This window comes from Kibdelosporangium philippinense, from assembly GCF_021390435.2.
In the GTDB taxonomy this organism is placed as follows: Bacteria; Actinomycetota; Actinomycetes; order Mycobacteriales; family Pseudonocardiaceae; genus Kibdelosporangium; species Kibdelosporangium philippinense.
The window spans coordinates 1,259,015-1,276,954 of sequence record NZ_JAJVCN010000001.1 but is presented as its reverse complement, the minus strand read 5'-3'; the positions used below and the strand labels follow the sequence as shown (position 1 = coordinate 1,276,954).

General features: G+C 65.7%; 17 protein-coding genes and 1 pseudogene. 8 read left to right on the top strand and 10 right to left on the bottom strand.

Going from position 1 to position 17,940, the window contains the following annotated elements; genetic code table 11:
- Nucleotides 1-98: 98 nt before the first annotated feature.
- Both LWC34_RS05830 and LWC34_RS05825 read right to left on the bottom strand, forming a co-directional pair.
- Complete coding sequence (locus LWC34_RS05830; RefSeq protein ID WP_233723398.1) at nt 99-899, bottom strand: inositol monophosphatase family protein; 801 nt, start codon at nt 897-899, stop codon at nt 99-101.
- Nucleotides 900-1,405: 506 nt separating this feature from the next.
- Nucleotides 1,406-2,065: a GntR family transcriptional regulator gene (locus LWC34_RS05825; protein WP_233723396.1), complete on the bottom strand. Its 660-nt coding sequence runs from the start codon at nt 2,063-2,065 to the stop codon at nt 1,406-1,408.
- 104 nt (nt 2,066-2,169) lie between these two features.
- Here LWC34_RS05825 and LWC34_RS05820 point away from each other — a divergent pair, with 104 nt between their 5' ends.
- The 6 genes from LWC34_RS05820 to LWC34_RS05795 are packed head-to-tail and all read left to right on the top strand — an operon-like array spanning nt 2,170 to nt 8,776.
- Nucleotides 2,170-3,663: a sugar ABC transporter ATP-binding protein gene (locus tag LWC34_RS05820; RefSeq protein ID WP_308199977.1), complete on the top strand. Its 1,494-nt coding sequence runs from the start codon at nt 2,170-2,172 to the stop codon at nt 3,661-3,663.
- The gene (locus LWC34_RS05815; RefSeq protein WP_233723394.1) at nt 3,660-4,643 is read left to right on the top strand and encodes an ABC transporter permease; all 984 of its coding nucleotides are present in this window, start codon (nt 3,660-3,662) and stop codon (nt 4,641-4,643) included. The genes LWC34_RS05820 and LWC34_RS05815 overlap by 4 nt, the downstream gene beginning before the upstream one ends.
- Nucleotides 4,640-5,584 (top strand): ABC transporter permease, encoded by a 945-nt coding sequence (locus LWC34_RS05810; RefSeq protein WP_233723392.1) that lies wholly within the window; start codon nt 4,640-4,642, stop codon nt 5,582-5,584. Before LWC34_RS05815 ends, LWC34_RS05810 begins: the two co-directional genes overlap by 4 nt.
- Before the next feature lie 11 nt (nt 5,585-5,595).
- Nucleotides 5,596-6,795 carry a substrate-binding domain-containing protein gene (locus LWC34_RS05805; protein WP_233723390.1) on the top strand — a complete coding sequence of 400 codons (1,200 nt, stop codon included), beginning with the start codon at nt 5,596-5,598 and terminating at the stop codon, nt 6,793-6,795.
- A complete protein-coding gene (locus LWC34_RS05800; RefSeq protein ID WP_233723389.1) occupies nt 6,792-7,220 on the top strand; it encodes a hypothetical protein in 429 nt (142 codons plus the stop codon). The genes LWC34_RS05805 and LWC34_RS05800 overlap by 4 nt, the downstream gene beginning before the upstream one ends.
- Nucleotides 7,217-8,776 (top strand): GMC family oxidoreductase, encoded by a 1,560-nt coding sequence (locus LWC34_RS05795; protein WP_233723387.1) that lies wholly within the window; start codon nt 7,217-7,219, stop codon nt 8,774-8,776. Before LWC34_RS05800 ends, LWC34_RS05795 begins: the two co-directional genes overlap by 4 nt.
- Before the next feature lie 212 nt (nt 8,777-8,988).
- On the opposite strand, the gene LWC34_RS58695 is transcribed toward LWC34_RS05795, so the two are convergent.
- The 6 genes and pseudogenes from LWC34_RS58695 to LWC34_RS05765 form a co-directional block, all read right to left on the bottom strand.
- Nucleotides 8,989-9,120 carry an alpha/beta hydrolase gene (locus tag LWC34_RS58695; RefSeq protein WP_372496427.1) on the bottom strand — a complete coding sequence of 44 codons (132 nt, stop codon included), beginning with the start codon at nt 9,118-9,120 and terminating at the stop codon, nt 8,989-8,991.
- The gene (locus LWC34_RS05790; RefSeq protein WP_233723385.1) at nt 9,110-10,372 is read right to left on the bottom strand and encodes an alpha/beta fold hydrolase; all 1,263 of its coding nucleotides are present in this window, start codon (nt 10,370-10,372) and stop codon (nt 9,110-9,112) included. The genes LWC34_RS58695 and LWC34_RS05790 overlap by 11 nt, the downstream gene beginning before the upstream one ends.
- 162 nt (nt 10,373-10,534) lie before the next feature.
- A complete protein-coding gene (locus LWC34_RS05785) occupies nt 10,535-11,530 on the bottom strand; it encodes a hypothetical protein (protein ID WP_233723384.1) in 996 nt (331 codons plus the stop codon).
- A 353-nt stretch (nt 11,531-11,883) separates the two neighbouring features.
- On the bottom strand, nt 11,884-12,066 hold the full coding sequence (locus tag LWC34_RS05780) for a hypothetical protein (RefSeq protein WP_233726369.1): 183 nt from the start codon (nt 12,064-12,066) through the stop codon (nt 11,884-11,886).
- Nucleotides 12,067-12,265: 199 nt separating this feature from the next.
- Nucleotides 12,266-12,933, bottom strand: a pseudogene (locus LWC34_RS05775) (TetR/AcrR family transcriptional regulator).
- 35 nt (nt 12,934-12,968) lie between these two features.
- Nucleotides 12,969-13,766: an endonuclease/exonuclease/phosphatase family protein gene (locus tag LWC34_RS05765; protein WP_233723378.1), complete on the bottom strand. Its 798-nt coding sequence runs from the start codon at nt 13,764-13,766 to the stop codon at nt 12,969-12,971.
- Nucleotides 13,767-13,825: 59 nt separating this feature from the next.
- On the opposite strand from LWC34_RS05765, the gene LWC34_RS05760 reads away from it, so the two are divergent.
- Together LWC34_RS05760 and LWC34_RS05755 are read left to right on the top strand one after the other, a co-directional pair.
- Complete coding sequence (locus LWC34_RS05760; RefSeq protein WP_233723376.1) at nt 13,826-14,773, top strand: RNA polymerase sigma-70 factor; 948 nt, start codon at nt 13,826-13,828, stop codon at nt 14,771-14,773.
- Between the two features lie 81 nt (nt 14,774-14,854).
- Entirely contained in the window at nt 14,855-16,036 is a 1,182-nt protein-coding gene (locus LWC34_RS05755; protein WP_233723374.1) for an NAD(P)/FAD-dependent oxidoreductase, read from the top strand.
- On the opposite strand, the gene LWC34_RS05750 is transcribed toward LWC34_RS05755, so the two are convergent.
- Nucleotides 16,023-16,643 (bottom strand): TetR/AcrR family transcriptional regulator, encoded by a 621-nt coding sequence (locus LWC34_RS05750; protein ID WP_233723372.1) that lies wholly within the window; start codon nt 16,641-16,643, stop codon nt 16,023-16,025. The two genes, LWC34_RS05755 and LWC34_RS05750, sit on opposite strands and share 14 nt — an antisense overlap.
- A 28-nt stretch (nt 16,644-16,671) precedes the next feature.
- A complete protein-coding gene (locus LWC34_RS05745; RefSeq protein WP_233723370.1) occupies nt 16,672-17,781 on the bottom strand; it encodes a glycosyltransferase in 1,110 nt (369 codons plus the stop codon).
- Between the last annotated feature and the right edge of the window lie 159 nt (nt 17,782-17,940).

The window sequence follows — 17,940 nt, the reverse complement described above, 5'->3', positions numbered from 1 at the left end:
CCTCGTCAATTCGTCACCTCATCCGGCTGTAGCCCCTCGCTGATACCAACAAGGAGCACCGGACACCGTGCCTAAATACACAGTGGGCAAACGGATGTTCAAATGCGGCGGTGAAGTGCGACGATGTCAAGCAATTCACGGTGTGTCGCGGGGTCGGAGGCGACAACGAGGCCTTGAATGCCGGTGTGTATGGCCTGCCCGGCAAGGTTGGTCACGATGCAGCCAGCCGCCTGACAAAGGGCGATACCGCTGGTGAAGTGCACGCTGTCCCGAAGATGCCCGTCGGTGATGTAGGCGGCCCGCCGCCCGGCCGCGACCCAGGCCAGCGCCAGGGTCGTAGACAGCACGCGGGGCCGGAAACTCCCGATGAAGGCGTCGTCCGCCAGCAACCACGCTGCCCGAAAGATCACCCGATTGGGAAACGGCGGGTCGAGGTTCACGTCGACGAGCCGATCGCCCATTGTCGGCACCAAGGGCTCGTCCCCGATGAACGCACCCTCACCGCCGGTCCAGAACACCTCGCCGGACAACGGGTCTGCTGACACCGCCATAGTCACTTCGCCCTCGACGCGCAGGGCGATGTTGACCGCGACCAACGGGGTCCGCGCCGCGAAGTTCAACGTCCCGCACAACGGGTCGACCAGCCAGACCCGCGAGCCGTCGCCCCCGTCCGCTCCGTACTCCTCACCGAGGATCGCGTCGCGCGGACGTTCCTCCCGCAGAATTCCCCGGATCACACGCTCCGCCGCGAGGTCCACTCCTGTGGCGAAGTCTCCGCCGCCTTTGTCGAACCGCTCGACCGCGCCGCCGTACGCACGCCGGATCACTTCGCACGCGGCCTCCGCGGCACGGATCGCCACCTCCGCGTCGGAACCCGGTTTGATGATCAATCCGCCCACAACCCGATCTTTCCATCGCGGTCGGATCAACACAGGTTCCTTCTCTCGCGGTCCGCTATGGACCCTCCATCGACTCGTCAGTCACATGTGTCACTTCACCCCCACCTATCACGGGACGGTATGCCGTGAAGGCCACCTTCGCGGCATTAGACGCGCGAGGGCCTCCCTTGACGCGTCTCTACCGCGCCAATGCCAGGGAGTTTTAAGCTCGCCCGGTCGGGCGTGACTCGACCGGCGTTCGGCTCGGTGACCTGCAGGTTTCCGTCTTGGCGCAGCACAGGGGCTGCCGAGGATGCGTTCGCGGTGGTGTGCCCTGACCGCGTGCGGGTCGTGGGCGGTTGTGAGGGGAAGATTTGGGGCGTTGAACCCCGTCAAGGTAAGAAGACCTTCACGGCATCCGACCCCGTAACAGATGGGAAAGGTGTAATACCTGTGACTGCCGAGGCGATTTTTTGTCCTTAGTGGACCGCCGTGGAGTAAGCCGCACACTTCCATCGCGGTCAGGATCAGGACGCGTTCTTGCCCTCGTCGGCAGGCATCGAGCTGGGAATGTAGGCGAACTGGTGCTCGGTCAACTCGCGTTCCGCCCGGTCAGGATCGCCGGAAAGCAGCGCCTCCAACACCGGACGGTGGCTGTGCGCCACGGCCGGGCTGTCGATGGTGGTGTGCGCCAACGCCATCACGGTCATCACCTCGATGCCCAGTGACTCCCAAGCGCGCCGCAAAGAGTCGTTGCCGGCCATCGTGATGATCCTGCGGTGGAACGCCGTGCTGGCGCCAGCCAAAGCGAGCCGCTCCCCTGTCGCCGCGACGGCCTCCATGTGCGCCAGTGCCGCCTCCAGCTCCGCGTCCTCCCGGATGCCGAGCTCAGCGACAATGCGCCCGGCCATGCCCTCAAGCGCGGCCCGCACCGGCACCGCGTCCGACAAATCCTTGGCCGTGAAGTCGCGGACACGAGTGCCGACGTGAATGCGGGTTTCCAGCAGGCCGACGGCGGCGAGTTTGCGGAAGGCCTCGCGGACAGGCGTCTGGCTGGTGCCGAGTCGTTGGGCGATTTCCAGCTCACGCACGCTCGCCCCTGGCGCGAGCGCGCCCCTGGCGATCTCCATGACGATGAAATCCCGCACCTGATCAGCGAGTGTTATCCGGGGCAGGCGACTGGTCATAGTGGCCCAATAGTAGGCCCTTACGGTCATTATCGATAATGCTTGACTCGATAGCGTGAAGCCATCTAGCGTCACTGGGCACAGCACGAAACCGGTTTGCCACGGTGCGCGACGACGCGGGGGTGGCGATGGACGGGCAGCTTCTCGAAATACGCGGGGTCGGGAAGAGCTTCTACGGCATACCCGCACTCGTGGACGTGGACCTGACGCTCGCCACAGGCGAGGTGCACGGGCTGGTCGGCGAGAACGGCGCTGGCAAATCGACGCTGATGAAGATCCTCGCGGGCGTCCGTCCCCGCGACACGGGCGAGATCCACCTCGACGGCAGCCCGACCGCGTTCACCCACCCCGCGCAGGCCTACGCGGCCGGAATCTCGACGGTCTTCCAGGAGTTCAACCTGCTCCCGGAGCGATCGGTCGCCGAGAACGTCTTCCTCGGCCACGAGCCGCGGGTCCGCGGGCTGGTCTCGAAAAAGCTGATGCACAGCCGCACAGCCGAGCTGCTGGCCTCGGTCGGCGTCAGCACGATCGCGCCAAGCACACCCGTCGGCGCGCTCTCGGTCGCCGAGCAGCAGATCGTCGAGATCGCGAAGGCGCTGCGGCGGCAGTCGCGCATCATCGCGATGGACGAGCCAACCGCCGCGCTCGCCGACCACGAGGTGGAGCTGCTCTACCAAATCATCCGCACACTGACCGCTCGCGGCGTCGCCATCCTTTACGTCTCGCACCGGCTGCGCGAGGTGTTCGACCTCTGTGACCGGATCACCGTGCTCAAGGACGGCAAACGCGTCGCCTCGCGACCGGCCGCTGAGCTGGACGAGGCCGAGGTTGTACGGCTCATGGTCGGACGGCCGCTGTCCACGTTCTACCCGCCGCGCGCCGAAGGCACAGACATACAAATAGAAGAGGTGGCCCTCAAGGTCTCCGAAGGCGGCAACGGCGACGTCGACGGCATCACACTGACCGTCCATGCGGGCGAAATCGTTGCGCTGGCAGGACTTCAGGGATCCGGACGCACCGAGGTACTGGACGCGATCGCCGGAAACCGGCCCTTCACCCGCGGCACGATGCACGTCGGCAGGCGCCAGGTACGCATCGCCAGCCCACGTACCGCGATCGGGCACGGCATCGCCTACCTCACCGAGGACCGCGAAGCGACAGGGTTGGCGCTGCACCAATCCGTGCTGGACAACACTTTGGCCGTCGTGCACGCCACCGGGGCACGCCGCAGCCGAGCGGAGGCGCTCCGGTTGCTCGCCGAACTGGAGCTCAACGCACGCAGCCCCGATCAGCCCGCCCAGTACCTCTCGGGCGGGAACCAGCAGAAAGTCTTGCTGGCGAAGTGGATTCTCTGCCGCCCTGCCATCGTGCTGCTCGACGAACCGACCCGCGGCATCGACGTGGGCGCCAAGCAGGCCGTCTACGCCCTACTGCGCAGCCTTACCCAGGACGGCATGGCCGTGCTGCTGGCCTCAAGCGAGCTGCCGGAGGTGATCGGGATGGCCGACCGCATCCTCGTGTTGCGCGACGGGCGGTTAGTGACCGAGTTGCCCGGCGGTAGCAGCGAAGAGGACGTAATGCGGGCGGCCGTCGCATGACCCGCCGTCTGTCCACCACCGCGATCGTCTACGTCGTATTGGCGCTTGTGACACTGGCAGCCGCGTTGCTGGCAGCCGACGCGGACCGGAACCTGTTCTCGTCAGGCAACATCGCGGTGATCATGACAAGCGTCACCGCGTTGGGCTTTGTCGCAATTGGACAGACGCTTGTCGTGCTAGTCGGTAGCCTTGACCTGTCTGTCGGATACGTACTCAGCCTCGCAGGAGTGCTGTGCGCCGGCGTCATGGCCGGGCGCACGGAGAACATACCGGTCGCGATCGTGACAACGCTCGTGGTCTGCGCGGCGATCGGTGCAGCCAATGGGTTTGTAGTTGGTGTGCTTGGCTTGCACGGATTCATCGCGACGCTCGCGAGCGGCCTCGTGATCTCCGGCGACCTTTCCACCTACTACCGCGGCAATGTCACGGGTGTGCCGGACGCGTTCACCACGTTCGGCCAAGCCGGAATCGGGGTCGTACCGGTCACCACGCTCGTGATGCTGGCGTGTCTCGGCCTTGTTTTCGTTCTGCTGCACCGAACTCGGCTGGGTCATCGGATGCATGCCGTCGGCGGTGACGCGCGGGTCGCGCGACTGTCGGGCGTCAAGACGGCACGGCCGATCATCGCGGCGCACACCTTGTCGGCGGTGCTCGCGGGGCTGGCTGGGATCACAATCGTCTCGCGCCTTGGCGTCGGGGGACCGAATGCGGGCACACAGGGCGGGTTCGCGTTGCTCTCAGTGGCCGCCGTGGTGTTGGGCGGCGCGTCGCTGGCTGGCGGCCGCAGTTCGCTGCTCGGGACCCTCGGCGGAGTCCTGATCTTCGCCGTGATCGACTCCGCGATGGGCGTCCTGCAAGTCAATCCGTTCCTCAAGGATGTCGTACGCGGCCTCGTGATCGTCGCGGCCGTCGCCGTTTTCGCCCGGCGCACGGGTATCATGCGTCGGCGCAAACGTTTCCCAGCCGGGACAAGCGCATGAAGCGCGGTGTCTACGTCATCCTCGTGGTGCTGCTCGTGGCGCTCGTGGTGGCAAACCCGAACCTCCTCGAACCCGGGCAGCCGGCCAGGTTCCTCGGTCGGATGGCACCGATCGTGATCGTGACGATCGGTCAGTACTTCGTGCTCGTGGCCGGGGAATTCGACCTCTCGGCTGGCGCGGTGATCGCGGTTCAGGTTGTGCTGGCGGGAAACTTGATCGGCAGCGACGACGCGATGATCCTGCCGGTCCTCGGGCTCATGGTGGTGCTTGCCGTGGCCGTCGGCCTCGTCAACGGGCTCGTCACCACCATTCTGCGCGTGCCCGGTTTCATCACAACGCTCGGCATGATGCTTGTGCTGTCGGGCATCACGTTCTACGCAACTGGCGGCGCCGCGAGCGGCAACCCGTCCGACACCTTCCGCAACATCGGCCGCAGTGGCCCGACCCTGCCGGTTCTCGGGTACGTGCCGTGGTCAGTGATGGTGCTCCTGGCTGTGCTCATCGGCGGCGCTTGGCTCATGCGCCGTCCGTTCGGGCGACTGCTGCTTGCCGTGGGCGACAACGAGGACAGCATGGCGCTGGCCGGTGCGCGTGTCTGGTGGCTGCGTACGCGCGCGTACGTGCTGTCGGCGCTGCTCGCGACGGTCGCCGCGATCCTTCTCGTTGGCTACGCGGGCACCCATCCGACTGTGGGACAGGGCTACCAGTACACGGCCATAGCTGGCGCCGTCATCGGCGGCGTCGCGCTGGGCGGAGGCCGCGGCTGGCTGCTGTCGGCTGCGGCGGGCGCGGCCGTGCTGGAGACGCTCATCTCGCTGCTCAACATCATCGGTATCGAGTCGACATGGCGCGACACCGTGCAAGGCGCGGTCATCCTGGCCGCTCTCGGCGCTGCGGGCGTTCAGTGGAAACGCCTGTCAGGCCAGCGAATCACCGAATGAAAGGGACAACCATGTCTGCACGCAGGTGCGGCACTACGACCGCACTGGCCCTCTTGGTCGGCGCGGTCTTAGCCGGTACCGCGGCGTGCGCGCCCGGTGCGACGTCCGGCCCGCCAACGAGCACGGCGCCCATCGCTGGCCTCGACCAGGCCGCGTACGCCCGTCAGGACGCCGAACGCAAGGGGACATTCAGCGGCGACCCAGCCAAGCCCTACTTGCAGTTCCTGCCAGGCGAAACGGTCAGGGGCGCCGGGTTCGCACTCAACCGGCCGGGCAAAGTCTGTTTCTCCAACGCATCGCTGAGCAACGTCTGGCGCCAGACCGGCTGGCTGACGATGTACCAGCAGTTCGTCGCCCTGCGTGACGCGGGACGCCTTGCCGCCCTTGAGGTGCGTGACGCCCAGGACAGCGAGAACACGCAGGTCGCCGACATCGACTACCTGATCAAGGAAGGCAACTGCGACGGCTACATCGTCGCACCGGCCACTGTGGACGCGACCAAGGACGCGATCGAACGCGCTTGCGCCACAGGCAAACCGGTCATCGTGTTCGACCGTGGCACGACCGCGACGTGCGTCACCAGTTTCGTCCACTCGATCGGCGGCTATGCCTGGGGTATCGACGCTTCCACGTTCATCGCCTCGAAACTGCGCTCCGGGCAAAGGGTTGTGGCGCTGCGGACGGCGTCGGGTGTCGATGTCTTCGAGCAGCGCTGGGCCGCGGCGCAGAAGATCTTCCGCGACGCGGGGATCACCGTGACCGATCACATCACCGGCGCCGATCCAGCCAAGATCAAGAACGCTATGGCGGACGAGCTGGCCAAGGGCAAGATCGATGCCGTCTGGACCGACCTCGGCGACCAAGCAGTGCCCGCGGTCGAGGCATTCCAGGACGCCGGACAGCCAATCCCGCCGATCAACGGCGAAGACAACATGGCGTATCTGCGCGCGTGGAAGAAACACGGATTCGAGGGCTTTGCCGCCGTGTACTCGTGCTTCCAGTGGCGTACCGCGCTTCTCGGGCTCGACTCGCTCCTGCACGGCACGGACATTCCCAAGGACTGGGTGCTGCCACAGGTGCCGATCACCGCCGAGACCCGCGACCAGGTGCTCGCCGCGAACACGGCGATGCCCGACGTGCACTCCGCGCGCTTCGGCGGCGAGGACCTGCCGGGGTTCCCGCAGGTCTGGATCGAACGGAAGATGCCATGAGCGGGCCGTTCACCGAACGCCAAGAGGCCGTGCTGACCTCGGTGGCCAGCGCGATGTACCCGCACCCTGGGCTCGGTGAGCAGCCGTATCGGAGGGTTGTCGCCACGATCGCCTCGCTGGCCGCCGCTGACCCGGTGCTTGGCGGCATCCTGCGCGACGGCATGGACGAGCTTTCCGCGTGCGTCGAAGAAAGCGCCTCCTTCCGTGCCCTGCGCCCGCTCGTGGCCCGCTATCTCTACGACGACCCCGAGGTCCGTGCGTACATCGGCTATCCAGGCGCGTCCTATTCGGACGGTGGATACGTCAACCGTGGCTTCAACGACCTGCGGTGGCTCCCCGAGCCACCCATCGAGGAGCCACCAGAGCCGCTGGTAGAGATCGGTCCCCTGCCTTATCCGCTGTCTCCTCCTCCGGAGGTCCAATGAGGACATTCGAAGCCGACGACGCGGTCGTCGTGGTGATCGGCTCCGGCCCAGGTGGTGCGACGCTAGCCCACCAGCTCGCGATGCGGTCGGTGCCGGTGGTCGTACTCGAAGCCGGACCGTGGATCGCCAATGAGGAGTTCGTCAACGACGACAACAAGGCCTTCGAACAACTCAGCTGGCTGGAACCAAGGCTGGCAACGGGAAGCTGGAGCCTCGCGACCGATTTCCCTTCTCTGCCAGCATGGAACGCACGCTGCGTGGGTGGCACAGCGGTGCTGTGGACCGGAGTCTGTCCCAGGTTCAAGGCGCACGAGTTCCGTGCGCTCAGCACCTACGGCGGTGTTGACGGCGCCGCGCTCGCCGACTGGCCAATCGGGCTCGCCGAGCTGGAACCCTTCTACTCATCAGCCGAACAAGCCATCGGCGTCACCCATCGCCACGGCAAGAAACCTTTGCCAGCGAACAACAACTACAAGGTCCTCGCCGAAGGCGCGCGCCGCGTCGGCTACCGCCATTACGCGACAGGCCCATACGCAGGCAACGCCGAGCCGTACGACGGCCGCCCCGCGACCCTGCAGGACGGCTTCAACTCCCAAGGAGACAAGCACGGCTCAAAATGGAGCCCGCTCGTGCGCGAAATCCCTCGCGCCATCGCAACCGGCAACGTCGAGGTACGCACGCAATGCCAGGCCGTGCAGATCACACTCGGCGCCGACGGCCGTGCTGACTCCGTGATCTACGCCGACCCGTCCGGCGCGCTACACCGCCAGCGGGCCGTCGCAGTCGCCGTAGCAGGCAACGCCATCGAAACACCGCGTCTGCTCATGCTTTCCGCTGAATCGCGACACCCCGACGGACTCGCGAACTCGTCAGGACAACTCGGCCGCAACTACATGCGCCACGCCACCGGCGTCGTACATGGACAGTTCCCTGAGCCCGTGCACCATTACCGCGGCGAGAACATGGCTGGCGTCGTGAGCGACGAGTCGCGCCACGACCCCGCTCGCGGCTTCGTCGGCGGCTACTACATGGAGATGATTTCCCAAGGCCTGCCATCGTTCGTCACATTCGCGACGCCAGGAGCATGGGGCCGTGCATATACCGAGATCATCGAGGCCTACACCCACACTGCATCGATCTGGATCTGCGGCGAAGACATGCCCCAACCCACCAACCGCGTGACCCTCAGCGACACACTCAAGGACAGCGTCGGCCTACCCGCGCCTGAGGTGCATTACGACGACCATCCCAACGACCTCGCCCTACGCACGCACGCTTACGGCCAAGCCGAGGCGATCATGTCGGCGGTGGGCGCGACCCGGCTGCTCCGCTCCCCCGCCATGCCATCAGGCCACAACATGGGCACGGCGCGGATGAGCACCGACCCGGCGACCGGGGTCGTCAACGCATTCGGACAGGCCCACGACGTGAACAATCTGTACATCTGCGACGGTTCGATCTTCACCACCGGCGCCGCCGCGAACCCAACACTCACCATCGTCGCACTGGCAATGCGACAGGCCGCGTACCTCACCAATCAGCTAGACCGTTGGTAAAGAACTACTGGCCGACTGTCCGCGCTGGTAACGCGGACAGTCGGCACGCTCCGCGGATCCGCGTCAGGCCAGCGTGAGCCTGGACCGCATCAGGTGGACCTGATACGGCCTGCAACAGGCCGTAGAACCAGCCGGGTTCCTCACACATCGCCTTGTGCATCCACGAAAAGTCGCACAAATACGGGATTCCATGAATCTCAATCAGCGTACGGTCATTTACCAAGAAGCTCGGAGGCACATCGGGCCCCGGGCCGAGGCAGCACCCCATCAGTGAAGTAGGTATGTACATAGGAAGCGATGCAACGGTTGCCAAGTAGGTAGGCAGCGTGACCATCACCATGCATGACCTTCGTGGGCGGACAACTGCTCGACCACACGATGCGCGGCGAGGTGAGGCGTGTTGTTGTCCAACTCGCCAATTCCAATCAGGACAGGCCCGAGGCCACGAGGCTTGATCGGAGCAGGCGGGTAAGCCGGATCATCCGTGACACCAACGCATCGGCCAAGCTGCATCCGTCCAGCAAGCCATCCCACACGAGGAGCGGCCTCGCGCAATCGTCGCTCGATAGCCAAGAACTCCCGATATTCAGGCATCGCTGGCATGAAGTCGTGGCACAGCAAGGCTGGCTGCACGCTCCCAACCGGTTCGGGCGGCAAGTCCTTGGGAAACCGACTGAAGTCGCCATCCCTGGCAGCGGCCAATCCAGCGGCCAGATCTGGCCATCTCGGCGGTGTCAGTCCAATCAGGACACCGATATGTGCCCGTGAATCGTCAGCGACCTTGTCCCACACTGCCAGCGGATCGATACCGTGCAACGCGCAGGTTGTGGACGCTGCGCACCAGTCACTGAACCTCCGCAGCTGCTCCTCCTGGGTACGCGCATGATCCGTCAACCAAGCAGTCAGGTCCGGCTGCGTGTGGTCCGCGACTCCGTCCAAGTACATCCGTTCAACCCAAGGGCCAAACAAGTCCGCGTAGGCCTGGCCGTAGCTGGTGCCGTAGGAGTTTCCCAAGTACCGCAGCCGATCCTCACCGAGGGCAGCGCGCAGAGCTTCAAGGTCGTGCGCGATCTGCCAGGAGGTGAGGTGGGTGTAGGTATGGCCAGCAGCCTCACGACAGCTCTTGTCGTACGCCGCGTTCGCCCCCGACTGCGCCGCCCACCCAGCTTCGCTGGGATCAATCACCAGCCCATAGACCGACGGGCCAGGGGCGCAACGAATCAGCGTGCCATTGTCCGCCCTGCCAAGCCCAGGCGGATCGAAAACCACAATGTCGAACCGCCCAGCCAACTCGCGCAGAGCAGGCGGCACTCGAGCAAGCATTGCGTTGGTGCCATTGCCCGCGCCCAGGTTGACGACCACCGAACCCAACCTGTCCCCGGTCGCAGGCAGCCGAACCAGGTTCACGGCGGTGATCGGCCCCTCCGGCGCCCGCCAGTCCACAGGCACAGTCAACGTCGCGCACTGGACTTCGTCCGAACAAGCCGTCCACGCCAACCCCTCAGCCGGACGTCTCGACATTTGCCAAGCGCCGCAACCCGTCAGCATCCCAATGATCGCGAGCACTGCCACCGCGCGTCCCCATGCCCATCTCATGACCACCGACGGTAGAAGCAGGCAGAAAGCCCGCACATCGACCCCAAGGCCGATCTCCACCTACCACTTGGGAATGACGCCGAAACGTCCTGCTGACTCGCGCGAAGCAAGTCAGCAGGTGGTTCCCACCGAGGCTGTATCAGCTCCAATGGCACGATCCCCTCAGTCGCGCCAACGCTGTGCCACGACGAAGGCGGTGCCATCGAGGGGCTCGCCGACTGGTGTTTCCATCCACTTGCTGAGCTGTTCGTTGTTCCCGCTGCGGTTCAGCAGTTCCGCGATCTCGGCAGCAGCAGGCGATTCCGCCCGTACGCAACGAAGGATGGGTTCGCCCGTGGCATTGCTGTCCTCATCCTCCGGGTTGTCTGGGATCCAACGGATTACCTCGACTCGCCAGTCGTCGCGGCCGTGCGCGCGGTTGGGCATCGGAGCCTCCACATTGAGGAACAAGCCGTCGATGCCAGCTTCAAAGCGATCGTCCGCGATACTGAAGTCATCGATGCTCAACCGCGCCTCGTCGTTCTCACAACGTATGTACGCGTCCAGAAGCAGTCGCAGATCCGCGATTCCCTGCCTGAGATTCTCTTTGGACGCACCGCGCTCCACCGCGTTCAACCGTTCACGAACTTCGAGGTTCAGCCCGTACTCACGACCATCGCAGGCCACGAAGGGAGCATCAAACTCCCAATGGCGTCGCTCTTTGGCCGCAGGTACACCGGATCCCTCTGAGAACTCGGCTACTGCCTCACGAAGCCCCGATTCCTCGGCCGCCAATTCCGCGGCGATCGCCGTCCGGACGGGCGCGGGCACCTTCGCAACAACATCGTCCAGATCGGACAGGGCTAGGTGAAGAAGCACCTTGACCTGGTCATACCACAAGCTATGGGCGCCATCCAACAGGCCAGCGCGAGCGTTTCGATCGGTCAGCGTGGCGAGGTGATCCGTTGGGTAGTAATCGAATTGCTCATCTCGGGTATCATGCACGCTGACAGGAACCGTGGCATACGCGGAAATCCGGTTCAGTGCGTCAACAATCGGTGCGGCGAGAACAGCGTCGTCAACACTCGTGACAGTCGATGACCGCACACCGACTGATCCGCGATACGTAGCCAGAATCTGGACCTTGCCACGATTCGGATGTTGAGAGTAGATGGTCACGAAGATGCTCCTTTGGCCGACGGCCCACGACATGGACCATCGACGGCAAGTGTGGGAACCACAAGGAAGCAGGCGGTGGCGCAGGCGCGGTCCAACGCTCCATGCCGCAAGGGAGTCGGCGGTGGCTCAGATCCGATTCCGAGCCCCTTACCTGCCGGTGAAGATACAACACCCGCGCGCCAAGCGCGACAGCGCGTTGTCGTCCACCAACTCCTTGACTTCAGCGACGCCCCAGCGGATTCTCAAAGATCATCAACCGCAGTCCTTAAACGACAGCGATCGCGATCTTGCCGACGGACCCTGCCGCGAACTCAGCGAACGCGTTCCCGACGTCGACCAACGCGAAGGCGCGGCTAACAGGGACCTTGATGAAGCCCAGACGCGACGTCGGCAGCCAGGTGCAGCAGCGCATCCACTCCGCCGGGGCTGATGGCATGGACCTGAGCTGGCATGTCGCCTGCATGGTCGACCACCTCACTCGCCCCCAGGTCACGGACGAAGGTGGTTTCCGCGCCAGGTCGAGCGGTGGCGATCACCTTGGCGCCCGCTGCGGCGGCGTACTGAATCGCAAGGGCGCCAACACATCCTGTGGCACCGCTGATCAGAACCGTGTCGTCAGCCTTCAACCCCAAGGCATCTATGGCGTCTGCGGCAGCCGTACCGGCAAGGCCGAGGGCACCTGCTGCGATCACTTTGACCGCGTGGATGCCCCGGGGTGGGCGTGAGTCAGAGCCGTTATCGCTGGCGGGATGTCGCGCGCATCAACGCCCGGTACATCTTCCGGGGCGCGGGTGGGGCGGGAAGTGTCTGCGCGGCAGATGCCGCGCACGCCTGGATGAGATACCCGACCAGGCGGCGCCAAGTTTCTGGCGCGGCGTCCGCTGTGGCCGTCAGCACGCCTGCGTTGGCCATGAGGAACATCGGCAGATCCTCGGTAACGAAGTCAGCGCGAAGTTTCCCGGCCGCCTTGGCCCGCTCGACAAGCGTGGCGAAGTCGGCGAAAACGCGCGCTCGATCGGCCTCGAACCGTTTGGCAGTGGGAAAAGTCATGGTCAGTACGGTGGCGAAGCCGCGATCGCCAGCCTGCATCCCACAGATCTTTTCGACATAGGCGCAAAACCCGTGCCACGGATCTGGGTCAGCCAGTGCCTCCGCGGTCGCCTCAGCGTAAGCGCTCATCTTTGTCTCGAACGCGGCGACGATCAGGTCCGCCCGGGTTGGATACCTCCGGTAGAGGGTGCCGACCCCGACACGGCGAGGCGGGCGATCTCCTCCATTGGCACGTCGAGGCCAAGTTCCGCGAACGCCGCACGGGCAGCGGTGACGATGCGTTGCCGGTTGCGTTCCGCGTCGGCGCGCAGTCCCGCGCCTTCGGAGTTGGCTGATGCGCCCGGCGGTGTCATGGGCGCCACCCTACCCATAAGTGGAGGGTGACGTCCTATTGTCCGGCCCTGATCCTCAGCGCGAGGTGATCGGACAAGAAGCTGGTGCCGTTGGCCAGTTCTACCGGTTCGGCGAGGATCAGGTCGGCGCTCGCCACCGGCTGACCGGACACCAGCAGGTAGTCGATGCGGTGCGCCGGTCGCCCAGCGGGCAGGAATTCGGCCCGGTAAGTGGGCTGATCGGTACGCGCGAAAGGGTCGTGCCAGCCATCCACGATGAACGGATAGAGCGGGCTGCTGCTTGCGATGTTGAAGTCGCCACCGAGCACCGACAACGGCGCGGTGTGGGCGCGCATCGCGCGCCGGACGATGCCCACCTGCTGCCGGTGTATGCCGTAGTGGCGGTTGCCCTGCGACCAGTCGCCGTCGTGATTGGCGGTGAGTTGGGTGTTGCCAAGCAGGAGTTCGCCGTCGGCCGTGCGCACTGCGAGTATTCCCTGCATTCGGCAGCTCACGGCGGATTTCCCACGAAAGGCCAGGTTTCCATCACCAGGACGTGCCGAGGCGAAGGAGGTGTACGTCGGCGCGCGCAGCGGGCGGCGGGAGAACACGGCGAGCCCGCCTGCGGGTTGACCGGCAAGGCCCGGTTTCCAAGCCACGTGGCGCATTGACGGCAACCGGGCGCCTATAAACCGCAATAGCGAACGGGTCCATACCTCCTGCAGCAACAGGAAGTCCACGTCCAAGTCCGTCAGACGGCGGCAGAACTCGACCGCCCGGGTCCTCGCCGGTGCGGCTCGGGAGCGTATGCCGATGAAAACGTTGAACGACACCACATCCAACGTCGTCGCCATCGCCCCTCCAAAGGAACGCGGTCATGTTATCGAGTGCGCGGATGGGTTAACTTCGGACCATGCTGGTGGGTGCGCACGAGGTCGAGATGTTCGAGGGGGCAAGGGCGCGGTTGGAAGCAATCGCGTACCGCCTGTTGGGGTCGGCGAACGATGCCGAGGACGCCGTGCAGGACACCTTCCTGCGCTGGCAGTCCGCCGACCGTGAGCTGATCGAGACGCCCGAAGCATGGCTGACGAAGGTGCTCACCAACATCTGCCTCAACCGGCTCACCTCGGCGCGGGCCAGGCGGGAAACCTATGTTGGCCAGTGGCTACCCGAGCCGGTCTTCGCCGGGGACCGGATGCTCGGTCCGTCCGACACCGTCGAGCAGCGTGAATCAGTCTCGATCGCGATGCTCACGCTGATGGAGCGGCTTTCGGCCAAGGAACGCGTCGTGTACGTGTTGCGCGAGGCGTTCGGGTACTCGCACAGTGAGATCGCCGAGGTCCTCGATCTCACCGAGGCGAACTGCCAGCAGATTTACCGGCGCGCCAAGCAGCACCTGGCCACTGACCGGCGCCGGGTGGAGGTTGACTCGGCCGCGGCCCGCAAGATCGTCGAGGAGTTCCTCGCCGCTGCGCTGAGCGGCAAGACCGACTCCCTGGTCAGGCTGCTGTCCGATGACGCGATCAGCGTGGGCGACGGTGGCGGCATGATCTTCTCGTTGCCGCGGCCGGTCACCGGTGCCGTGCGGGTGGCGAGGTTCCTACGCGGGCTTTTCGAGCCCAGCGCGGCAAAGTGGGAGCTGATCGGCGGTCGCCCTGACCTGTTCGCCACGGTCGCCAACGGCATGCCCGCGCTGGTGCTGATGGTTGGTGACCGGATCGCCGGGGTTGTCTCGCTTGATGTGACCACCGACGGCATCGCGGCCGTGCACGCCCAGGTCAACCCCGGCAAGCTCGCACGCGCGTCGCGCCAGTGGGCCGCCGTCTCAGAACACGGGGAACCGCTCGCCGACAACTGGTGACCCGGATCACATCGCCCTGCTGTCAGGTTTCGCGCCGCTGCCCGGTTCAGGAACCGAACACCGACAGACAGGAGCGAGACCATGAAGCACCGCATCGTCGTCCTCGGGGCCGGGTACGCCGGAGCCAACGCCGCCGGCCGCCTTGCCAAGCGGCTGCACCCGACCGATACCGAGATCACCCTCGTCAACGCCGATCCCGAGTTCGTCGAACGCGTCCGTATGCACCAACTCGCGACCGGCCAGGACCTGAAGCCCCGCATCCTGACCGACGTTTTCGCGGGCACGGGTGTGCAGGTGCGGTTGGCGCGGGTCACCGCGGTTGACGTCGAACGCAAGACCGTCGACATAGTCGACGCCAACGGGCACAGCGAAATCGCTTACGACACGCTCGTCTACGCCCTCGGCAGCGCCGCCGCCGATTGCGGCGTTCCCGGTGTCGCCGAGCACGCGTACGACATTGCAGGCAAGCGGTCCGCGCTGCGGCTGCGTGAGCGCCTGGCTGACCTCGCCGCAGGCGGAAACGTTCTGGTCGTCGGTGGTGGCCTCACCGGCATCGAAGCCGCCACTGAGATCGCCGAAGCCCGGCCGGACCTCAAGGTCGCACTCGCCGCCCGCGGCGGCCTGGGCGACTGGCTGAGTGAGAAAGCCAAGAGCCACCTGCGCAAGGTGTTCGACCGGCTCGGCATCACCCTGCATGAGCACACGGACGTCGCGGGCGTCGAGCCGACCGGCGCGATCACCTCCGACGGCCGCGCGATCCCCGCCCAAGTGACCGTCTGGACGGCTGGCTTCGCCGTGCATCCCATCGCCGCGGCCACGACTCTGCAGGTTTCGACGACCGGGCAGATCGTCGTCGACGAGACGATGCGTTCGGTCTCGCACCCGGACGTCTACGCCGTTGGTGATGCCGCGCTCGCGTCTGGCTTGAACGGCACTCCACTTCGGATGTCGTGTGCCTCGGGTGTTCCCACGGCCTACCAGGCGGCCGATGCCATCGCCGCCCGCCTGACCGGGCGCCAGCTCCCCGTAAACAAGATCGGCTACAACGGCCAGTGCATCAGCCTCGGCCGCCGTGACGCCATCGTGCAGTGGGTCACGCCGGACGACCGGCCCAAACCGTCCGCGCTCACCGGCAAGATGGCCGCACGTCTCAAAGAGATCATCTGCAAGGCCGCGGCCTGGAGCATCTCCCACCCGACATCGATGGTCCCGGCCCGTCGCCACCACACCATCCCGGCCGACGAGCCCATTACTGTGCGGTGAGGACGGACTCGAGGTGAGTGGCGAACCAGCATTCGGCGCGGTCCCAGGTCCACCCGCAGTCGTGGACCAGCGCACGCCACGCGTGGATGCCGACGCTGAACCACAAGATGTCCGAGGTTTCGGCCACGGTCAGGCTTGGGGCCAGTTGTCCGCGTGCGTGCAACAGGGCGGCCACCTCGTGCAATGCGGCCCGATAACCGGCTATGCCGTCCTGCCAGACTTTCTCGGCATCGGCGTCCACCAGTCGGGCGGCCAGGAGGATCTGGGTGGTGACGGCTTGGTGCTCATTTCCCTGGCGGGTGCCATGTGCCAGGACACGCACCGCCTCATGCAGCGTCGTGGTCGCGCGGACCAGCTCGACCGTGTCTTGGGCGCCCGAGGAGGCAAAGGCTTCGGCCGTGATGGTGCGCAGCATGTCAGCCTTGCCGCCGGTGCTCGCGTAAACGGTCGGCACGGCGACCTCGGCTCGTTTCGCGATGTCGGCGACCGTCACTCGCGCGTATCCCTCGGTGGCGAACAGTTCTGTTGCCGCGGCGAGGATTGCGCGCCGGGTCTCCGCGGCGTCCTTGGCGCGGCGGGGTGAGCGGTACTGACGGGTGGGCGGCACGGTCGTCGACAGTACCGCCCGGGCCCCGTCAGGCAAGTTGTTCGGCAACGGCTTCCGGTGAAGGCAACGCGGCGATCTCGGCCGCGATACGGTTCGCGCCCGCCCGCATCTCGGTGCTCTCGAGTGCTTGCTTGGCCAGGTCGGCTACGGCTGACGGCGTGACCGCGTCCGGCTGCAATGCCAGGCCGACTCCCCTTTCGGCCAGGCGGTCGGCCACGATGAACTGGTCCGCACCCTGTGGGATGGTCAGGACCGGGATGCCAAGGGCGAGCGCGGCGAAGGCTGTCCCGTTGCCGCCGTGGGTGACCAGGAGATCGGTGCCGGGCAACAGTTCGGCGAGCGGCCGGAACGGGCCGAACGTGATCCGCTCAGCCAGGTCGCCGAAGTCTTCGGGCGAACCGCCGGACGACAGCGGAACGATGATGTCGGCGTCGAGCTCGGCCAAGCCTTCCACGATCGGCTTGAGCACCTCCGGCTTGCCGAAGAACGTGCCGAATCCGACCAGGATCCGCGTTCGTGTCTTGGCGACCTCCGCCGGTGGGACGTAACCACGGACACTGTGGGCTTCGGGGCGCAGGCCGATCCGCTGCGGGGGCGCGACCCAGCCATCCGGTTGCAGCGACGGCGGGCAGAGGTCGAGAAACCAGCTGTACGGCGTCGGTTCGAGGCCACGGGGAGCGTAGTGCCGCTTGGCGGTCGCGCCCATGATCGCTTCGAACTCGGGGACCGCCGTTCCCAGCGAGACGAACGCCCACCGAATCCCCAGTGCGGACGCGACAAGGGGACCGACGAAGTCGCAGAACTCGCTCACGATCAGGTCCGGCTGCCACGCCTTCGCGGCCTCCACCGATTCGTCGGCGGTGAGGTCGACGCGAGTGCCCGCGAAAAGCTCGGCACCGACCTCAGGTGCGGTGCTCGCGGCCGGATCGATGTCGACGCGCTTGGTGGTCTCGGCAAGGAGTTCATCCATCATCGGCCCGACTGGCAACAGTTCGAAGCCGTCCGCGACGATGTGTTCCCGTACCCCCTCGCTGGTCAGGAAGGCCACGGTGTCACCGCGGTCCTGCGCGGCGCGGGCGAGCGGGAACAACGGCAGGACATGCCCGAGTGCGGGCACGGTCGAGAAGAGGAGTCTCATATTCAATAAACTACTCCTATATCGAAACCTGCGGCTGGCACCTTCGGGCGAACTCCAGTGCGCGGACCAGGGCCAGTGCCGACATCCGCGCGCCCTGCCCGAAAGGGGGCCGTAGGCCATTGCAAGGTTCCATTTGTCGCCTTCATTGACACTTTTCGC